We start from the raw sequence: 7,611 nt of genomic DNA on the forward strand, positions 1-7,611 counted from the left end.
ACGACGATGAGGCTCAGCCGTTCCGCTGGACCTACGACGGCACCCCACTCAAAGCCGCATGACCCCCGCAAGATCAATGCGGCGCTGCACTAGTAACCACGCCAGACGTTGTCGAACGCGGCGTCCTCGATCGCCTTGCGCTGGCGTACCGCCTCCAGTTCCATCACCGCGTCGCCGACGGCGGCCAGCACGGTCGTGACGCTGTCGCCCGTGAGGGCCTCCGCGTCCCCGGCCGACTCGTCGCGGATGCCGGCCGCGGCCGCCAGCGCCGCGAGGACCGGTTCGCCCGCCGCCCAGCGCTCCCCGGCCTCGCGCCGGGCCGCCGAGTCGACCAGCACCGTCCGGGAGGTCCGCAGCGGGATGCGCTGACCGCGCGGCCGTGTGGTCAGCCCCACCCGCTCGAAGTCGTCGGCGTAGGCCGCGAACAGCCCCCGGCCCCGGCGCCACAGCCAGTCCTCGACCGACTCGTACGGCTCCTGCCGTACGAGGGCCGCGGCGGCCTCGTCCAGCAGGCGGTCGCCGGTGGGCGACTGGGCGCTCGGCAGGATGCGCTCGCCGTCCAGGACGAGGGCCTTGGCCTCGATGAGGTCGAACACCTCGGCTCCCGCGAGCGCGAGCGAGAGGTCACCCTGCTCGACGGGCCGGTCCGGTGCCGCTTCGAGGGCGACGATCGCGAGGTCCCGTGCGGTGGTCATGAGCGACTCCACGTCAGTTGGCCGAGTGCGGGGCGAGGGCGCCCGCGTCCTGGCTCGATTCTCGCCGCACTTCAGCCGCCGTGTGGCCTGCCGCGACCAGGTGGTGCGGGAAGCCGATCCGCAGCACGGCGGCGGCCGCGGCCGCGGCGAGGACCACGAGGGAGGCGAGCGGCAGGGCCGGCCGGTAGCCGTGGCGCAGCAGCGGGGCGACGGCCAGCGGGCCGAGGATCTGGCCGACGGCGTCCACGGCGGTCAGCAGCGCGGTCCTGGCGACCGTCGACGCGCTGTGCGAGGGCGTCGGCGACCTCGGCATCCACGCACCGGACGCCTGGCTGCCGGCCGGCGATCCGCACGCCGTGAAGCCAGGCTGCGGCGCGGCTTAAGAAATCCTCGATGGACCGGGGGCGCTCCGGTGCGGCAGATTGCCAGGTGATTCCACCCCCCTCCCCGGACGCGGGCCGCCCCGGCGTGCCCGCGTGCGGGTCCTCACGCACAGGAGCCGCAACTTGAAGGCGCTGGTCAAGGAGAAGGCGGAACCCGGGCTGTGGCTCGCGGACGTCCCGGAACCCGCCGTGGGACCCGGCGACGTACTGATCAAGGTGCTGCGCACCGGCATCTGCGGCACCGACCTGCACATCCGGTCCTGGGACGGCTGGGCCCGGCAGACGATCCGCACGCCGCTGGTCCTCGGGCACGAGTTCGTCGGGGAGGTCGTGGAGACCGGCCGGGACGTCACCGACATCGTCGTCGGCGACCGGGTGAGCGGCGAGGGCCATCTGGTGTGCGGCAAGTGCCGCAACTGCCTTGCCGGGCGGCGCCACCTGTGCCGGGCCACGGTCGGCCTCGGCGTCGGGCGCGACGGGGCCTTCGCGCAGTACGTCGCCCTGCCGGCCGCCAACGTGTGGGTGCACCGGGTCCCGGTGGACCTCGACGTCGCGGCGATCTTCGACCCGTTCGGGAACGCCGTGCACACCGCGCTGTCCTTCCCCCTGGTCGGCGAGGACGTCCTGATCACCGGCGCGGGTCCGATCGGTCTCATGGCCGCCGCCGTCGCCCGGCACGCGGGCGCCCGCAACGTCGTGATCACGGACGTCAGCGAGGAGCGGCTGGAACTGGCCCGCAAGATCGGTGTGAGCCTCGCGCTGAACGTGTCGCAGGCCCCGATCGCCGACGGGCAGCGGGAGTTGGGCCTGCGCGAGGGCTTCGACATCGGTCTGGAGATGTCCGGACGGCCCGAGGCATTGCGGGACATGATCGCCAACATGACGCACGGCGGCCGTATCGCCATGCTGGGCCTGCCCGCCGAGGAGTTCCCGGTCGACTGGGCCCGGATCGTCACCTCGATGATCACCCTCAAGGGCATCTACGGCCGCGAGATGTTCGAGACCTGGTACGCGATGTCGGTGCTGCTGGAGGGCGGCCTCCACCTCGCGCCCGTGATCACCGGCCGCTACGGGTTTCGCGACTTCGAGGCGGCGTTCACCGACGCGGCGAGCGGCCGCGGCGGCAAGGTCATCCTCGACTGGACCGCGTAAGTCACCTGCATTTCTAGGAGCATCCGAGATGTACGACTCCGTGCGCGCGGACCTGCGCGCCACCCTCGACGAGATCCGCGCCGCCGGACTGCACAAGCCCGAGCGGGTGATCGGGACCCCGCAGTCCGCGACCGTCGGCGTCACCGCGGGCGGCCGCCCGGGTGAGGTCCTCAACTTCTGCGCCAACAACTACCTGGGGCTGGCCGACCATCCCGAGGTGGTCGCCGCCGCCCACGAGGCCCTGGACCGCTGGGGCTACGGCATGGCGTCCGTCCGCTTCATCTGCGGCACGCAGGAGGTCCACAAGGAACTCGAGGCCCGCCTCTCGGCCTTCCTCGGCCAGCAGGACACGATCCTGTACTCCTCCTGCTTCGACGCGAACGGCGGTGTCTTCGAGACCCTGCTGGGCCAGGAGGACGCGGTGATCTCCGACGCCCTCAACCACGCCTCGATCATCGACGGGATCCGCCTGTCCAAGGCCCGCCGCTTCCGCTACGCCAACCGCGACATGGCCGACCTGGAGCGGCAGTTGAAGGAGGCCGCGGGCGCGCGCCGCAAGCTCGTCGTCACCGACGGCGTCTTCTCCATGGACGGCTATGTGGCGCCCCTGCGCGAGATCTGCGACCTCGCCGACCGGTACGACGCGATGGTCATGGTCGACGACTCGCACGCCGTCGGCTTCGTCGGCCCCGGCGGCCGCGGCACCCCCGAACTGCACGGCGTGACGGACCGTGTGGACATCGTCACCGGCACCCTCGGCAAGGCGCTCGGCGGCGCCTCGGGCGGCTACGTCGCGGCCCGCGCCGAGATCGTCGCCCTGCTGCGCCAGCGCTCGCGTCCGTACCTCTTCTCCAACACGCTGGCTCCGGTGATCGCCGCCGCGTCCCTCAAGGTGCTCGACCTGCTGGAGTCGGCGGACGACCTGCGGGTCCGGCTCGCCGAGAACACGGCGCTGTTCCGCCGCCGTATGACGGACGAGGGCTTCGAGATCCTCCCCGGCGACCACGCCATCGCGCCCGTGATGATCGGCGACGCGGCGAAGGCGGCCCGGCTGGCGGAGCTGCTGCTGGAACGGGGCGTGTACGTGATCGGCTTCTCGTACCCGGTGGTGCCGCAGGGCCGGGCACGCATCCGCGTCCAGTTGTCGGCCGCGCACACGAGGGGCGACGTCAACCGCGCGGTGGACGCCTTCGTGGCGGCCCGGGCCGAACTGGAGGGCTGACCCGGACCGGCGGCCCGGGACATATTGCGATAATCGATCCCATGATCGAAGCGCGGCGGCTCCACATCCTCCGTGCGGTGGCCGACCACCGCACGGTGACGGCGGCTGCCGCCGCGCTGTACCTCACCCCCTCCGCGGTCTCCCAGCAGCTCACGGCACTGGAGCAGGAGACCGGCCACCGCCTCGTGGAGCGCGGCGCCAAGGGGGTACGGCTGACCCCGGCCGGCGAGATCCTGCTGAGCCACACCAACGCGGTCCTCGCCCAGCTGGAGCGGGCGGAGGCCGAACTCGCCGCGTACGGCTCGGGCGCCGCCGGCACCGTCACCGTCGCCTCCTTCGCGACCGGCATCGCGCAGGTCGTCGCCCCGGCACTGGCCCGCCTCGCGGTCGCCGCGCCGGGCATCCGCATCCGCGTCGAGGACGCCGAGGGTGACGCCAGCCTGCCGATGGTCCTGGACCGGCAGGTGGACGTCGCGGTCGCCGTCGAGTACCGCGGGGCGCCGCCTGCCGACGATCCGCGCCTGACGCATGTGCCGCTGTACGCCGAGCCGTTCGACGCGGTCGTCCCGGTGACCCACCGCCTGGTCGACACCGCCGAGATCCCGCTGGCCGACCTGGCCAAGGACCCCTGGATCGGGCCGTACCCCGGCAACCCCTGCCACGAGGTGGTCGTGCTGGCCTGCGAGGCCGCCGGCTTCCAGCCCCGTCTCGAGCACTCCTCCGACGACTTCCGCGCCGTCGTCGCGCTGGCGTCGGCCGACGCGGGGGTGGCGCTGGTACCGAGGTCGGCGCTTCTGGGCATGGACCTCGCCGGGGTGGTCGTACGGCCCGTGGACGGGGTGGCGCCGACCCGGAGGGTCTTCGCGGCGGTGCGCCGGGGAGCCGAGGAGCACCCGCTGATCCGGCCCGTGCTGGAGGCACTGGGCGAGGCGGCGGGGGTGTGAGCCTTCGGTAACCAGTGCGTTTCATATCCGGGATATCATCCCGGATATGAAACAGGCCGAGGATGTGGTCACCGACCCGGTCGATGCCAGACTCGCCGCGCGGCTGGCCGAGCTGCGGGCCGAACGGGGCTGGTCGCTGGGGGAGTTGGCGGAGCGGAGCGGCATCAGCCGGTCCACGCTCTCGCGTGCCGAGCGGGCGGAGACCAGCCCCACCGCCGCGCTGCTGAACCGTCTCTGCCATGTCTACGGGCGGACCATGTCCCGGCTGCTCAGCGAGGTCGAGGCGCAGCCCGCCCTGCTGGTGCCGGCCGCCGAACAGCAGATCTGGGAGGACCGCGCCTCCGGTTTCGTACGACGGTCCGTGTCGCCGCCGCACGCCGGGCTGCGTGGCGAGCTCGTGGAGGGGCGGCTGGCCGCGGGCGCCGACATCGCCTACGACCGGCCGCCCGTGCCCGGCCTCGAACAGCACATCTGGGTGCTGGACGGGACGCTCGAGGTGACCGCGCAGGACGTGGAGCACCGGCTCGAGACCGGTGACTGTCTGCGCCTGCGGGTGTGGGGGCCGACGCGGTTCCGGTGTGGCGGTGCCGGTGAGGTCCGGTACGTGCTGGCGGTGGTGCTGCCATGAGGGTGGACCGGCTGAAGCACGGCGAGGTCCACGCGCGCGTCGAGGAGCTGGCGGACCTCCTGGTCGACACCGTGGAAGGCGGCGCCTCGATCGGCTTCCTCGCGCCGCTCGACTGCGCGGATGCCCGCGCCTGGTGGCAGGAACGCGCCGCGGGCGCGGCGGCCGGGCAGCTCGCGGTGTGGGCGGCGCACGACGGGAAACGGACGGTCGGAACCGTCAGCCTCGCCTTCCCGGACAAGCCCAACAGCCGCCACCGCGCCGAACTGGTCAAGCTGATGGTGCACCGGGACGCCCGCGGACAGGGTCTCGGCCGCACGCTCCTGACCACCGCGGAAGCGGCGGCAGCGGCGGCCGGCATCACCCTGCTGCACCTGGACACCGAGACCGGCAGCCCCGCGGAACGCCTCTACACCACCGCGGGCTGGACCCGCGTCGGCGCGATACCGGACTACGCGGCGAGCCCCGGAGGAGTACTGCGCCCGACGTCGATCTACTACAAGCGGATCGCCCTGGCCCCGGCGGAGTGACCCGCTCACCAGGTGACTGTCAGTGGCAGCCGCTACGGTGCCGGGCATGCCGGATGCCGAAGACGTACGCCGTATCGCCCTTGCCCTGCCGGACACCACGGAGAAGATCGCCTGGAGCATGCCCACGTTCCGGGTCGCCGGGAAGATGTTCGCCACGCTGCCCGAGGACGAGACCTCCATCGCCGTGCGCTGCCCCAAGGAGGAGCGCGACGAACTGGTGCTGTCCGAACCGCAGAAGTTCTGGATCGCCGGCCACGAAGCGCAGTTCGCGTGGGTGCGGGTGCGCCTGACCGCGCTGGAGGACGACGGCGAGCTTGGCGACATCCTCGCCGACTCCTGGCGCCAGGCGGCCCCCACCCGACTGCTGGAGGCCTACCCGGAGTTGGGGCTGCCCGCCGAGTGAAAAGCCCTCGGGCGTTGTCAGTGCCGCATGGCATGATCCGGGACCGGAGGGGGTGAAGCGGTTCATGGGCGATGACATCGTTGCCGAGAGCCGGGCGACGGTCGACGCCGCTCCCGGCCGGCGCGGAGCCGGGGTGCGGCCGGTGTGGTCGCGGGACTTCGTGCTGTTCTTCCTCGCGCGGGCCGTCGCCCGGCTCGGGGACACCATGCTGCCCGTCGCGCTCGCCGCGGGCCTGCTCCAGCACGGGTACGGCGCCGGGGCGGTCGGTCTCGTGATGGCCGCGACGTCCGTCGCCTTCGCCGGACTCGTCGTCTTCGGCGGCGTGATCGCCGACCGCTTCAGCACCCGGAAACTGATGATCGGCGCCGACCTGGTCCGCCTCGGCACGCAGTCCCTGGCCGCGATCCTGTTCTTCTCCGGCCACGTCGTGCTGGGGGAGATCTGCGCCATCGGCTTCGTCAACGGGGTGGCGGGCGCCGTGTTCCAGCCCGGCGTGGCCAGTACGGTGCCCCGGCTCGCCACCGACGTCCAGGGCGCGAACGGCGCGATACGCATCGCCGAGTCCGCCGCCCAGCTGGCCGGCCCCGCGGCCGCCGGAATCCTGGTCGGCTTCGCCTCGCCCGGCGCGGTCTTCGCGGCCCATGCCACCACGTACGCGGTCAGCGCCCTGTGCCTCCTGCTGCTGCGCCTGCCCCGGCTCGCCGGCCCCGCGGCCCACGCCACAGGCGCCTTTCGGGCCGATCTCGCCGAAGGATGGCGGGAGTTCAGATCACGTACCTGGATGTGGGGCGTCATCGCCGTCTGGTGCGTGTACATGATCGCCGTCTGGGGCCCGACCGTCCCCCTGGTCGCCGCCGAGGTCGTACGACTGCACGGGCCACGCGCGTACGGCCTGGTCAACTCCGCCCTCGGCGCCGGCACGGTCGTCGGCGGCCTGCTCGCCCTACGGCTGCGCCCGCGCCGCATGCTGCGCGCCGGGTCGGTCTCCCTCTTCGCCTTCGCGGGCTTTCCCGCTACCGTCGGGGCGGGACTCGGCGTGCCGGCCATGGCGGCCGGCGCCGCCCTGGCGGGCGCGGGGATGTCCTTCTGGGGCGTGATGTGGGCGACCAGCGTCCAGACCCAGGTCCCGCCCGTCGTCCTCAACCGCATCCACGCCTACGACGTGGCCGGTTCCCTCGCGATGATGCCGGTCGGCCAGGCACTGGCGGGCCCCGCCGCCGCGTCCCTGGGCGCCGACCAGGTCCTCCTGGTCTCCGCCGCGATGAGCCTCGCCGTCCCCGTCGCCCTGCTGGCGATACGGGCGGTACGCGACCTGATCCGCGCGCCGGACGGACAAGGCCCGGGAGTGACATGAGAAAAGGGCCCCGCAGGCTCTCGCCTGCGAAGACCCTTCGCACCGTCGGGACGACAGGATTTGAACCTGCGACCCCTTGACCCCCAGTCAAGTGCGCTACCAAGCTGCGCCACGTCCCGGTGCCTGTCTGACCTGGTCTTTCCCCTGGCCGGACGTGCACGGAAACCATACCGCACTCCCGTCGGTGATCGCGCACGTGTTTAGGGCCCTAGTGCAGCGCCGCATTGATCTTGCGGGGGTCTGTGTCCCGCTGTCAGCAGACGAAGGGGCTGCTGACAGCGGGCAGTGATGTGTCAGTTCTTG

Annotated in this window: 8 protein-coding genes, 1 tRNA gene and 2 pseudogenes; 8 read left to right on the forward strand and 3 right to left on the reverse strand. The window is 72.6% G+C overall.

Annotated features, from left to right (window positions below; all coding sequences use genetic code 11):
- Nucleotides 1–89: 89 nt before the first annotated feature.
- Together ACIRVK_RS44820 and ACIRVK_RS44825 are read right to left on the reverse strand one after the other, a co-directional pair.
- Nucleotides 90–695, reverse strand: a complete 606-nt coding sequence (locus ACIRVK_RS44820; RefSeq protein ID WP_404257835.1) for a GPP34 family phosphoprotein — start codon at nucleotides 693–695, stop codon at nucleotides 90–92.
- Between the two features lie 13 nt (nucleotides 696–708).
- A pseudogene (locus ACIRVK_RS44825) lies at nucleotides 709–957 on the reverse strand (MFS transporter); the annotation flags it as partial.
- Here ACIRVK_RS44825 and ACIRVK_RS44830 point away from each other — a divergent pair.
- From ACIRVK_RS44830 to ACIRVK_RS44865, 8 genes and pseudogenes are all read left to right on the forward strand, one after another.
- Nucleotides 950–1,078: pseudogene (locus tag ACIRVK_RS44830) on the forward strand (LysR family transcriptional regulator); the annotation flags it as partial. The pseudogenes ACIRVK_RS44825 and ACIRVK_RS44830 overlap by 8 nt on opposite strands.
- A 123-nt stretch (nucleotides 1,079–1,201) precedes the next feature.
- Nucleotides 1,202–2,230, forward strand: coding sequence for an L-threonine 3-dehydrogenase (gene tdh, locus ACIRVK_RS44835; RefSeq protein WP_404257837.1), 1,029 nt, complete (start codon nucleotides 1,202–1,204; stop codon nucleotides 2,228–2,230).
- 28 nt (nucleotides 2,231–2,258) lie between these two features.
- Nucleotides 2,259–3,452, forward strand: coding sequence for a glycine C-acetyltransferase (locus ACIRVK_RS44840; protein WP_404257839.1), 1,194 nt, complete (start codon nucleotides 2,259–2,261; stop codon nucleotides 3,450–3,452).
- Between the two features lie 41 nt (nucleotides 3,453–3,493).
- Nucleotides 3,494–4,396 carry a LysR family transcriptional regulator gene (locus ACIRVK_RS44845; RefSeq protein WP_404257841.1) on the forward strand — a complete coding sequence of 301 codons (903 nt, stop codon included), beginning with the start codon at nucleotides 3,494–3,496 and terminating at the stop codon, nucleotides 4,394–4,396.
- Between the two features lie 46 nt (nucleotides 4,397–4,442).
- Nucleotides 4,443–5,024 (forward strand): helix-turn-helix domain-containing protein, encoded by a 582-nt coding sequence (locus tag ACIRVK_RS44850; protein WP_404257843.1) that lies wholly within the window; start codon nucleotides 4,443–4,445, stop codon nucleotides 5,022–5,024.
- Entirely contained in the window at nucleotides 5,021–5,551 is a 531-nt protein-coding gene (locus ACIRVK_RS44855) for a GNAT family N-acetyltransferase (RefSeq protein WP_404257845.1), read from the forward strand. Before ACIRVK_RS44850 ends, ACIRVK_RS44855 begins: the two co-directional genes overlap by 4 nt.
- A 46-nt stretch (nucleotides 5,552–5,597) precedes the next feature.
- Entirely contained in the window at nucleotides 5,598–5,954 is a 357-nt protein-coding gene (locus tag ACIRVK_RS44860; RefSeq protein ID WP_404257847.1) for an MmcQ/YjbR family DNA-binding protein, read from the forward strand.
- Nucleotides 5,955–6,018: 64 nt separating this feature from the next.
- Complete coding sequence (locus tag ACIRVK_RS44865; protein WP_404257849.1) at nucleotides 6,019–7,308, forward strand: MFS transporter; 1,290 nt, start codon at nucleotides 6,019–6,021, stop codon at nucleotides 7,306–7,308.
- Between the two features lie 45 nt (nucleotides 7,309–7,353).
- On the opposite strand, the gene ACIRVK_RS44870 is transcribed toward ACIRVK_RS44865, so the two are convergent.
- Nucleotides 7,354–7,427, reverse strand: a tRNA-Pro gene (locus tag ACIRVK_RS44870).
- Nucleotides 7,428–7,611: the final 184 nt, after the last annotated feature.

Origin of the sequence: Streptomyces sp. NPDC101152 (genome assembly GCF_044768275.1) — a bacterium.
Taxonomy (GTDB): Bacteria; Actinomycetota; Actinomycetes; order Streptomycetales; family Streptomycetaceae; genus Streptomyces.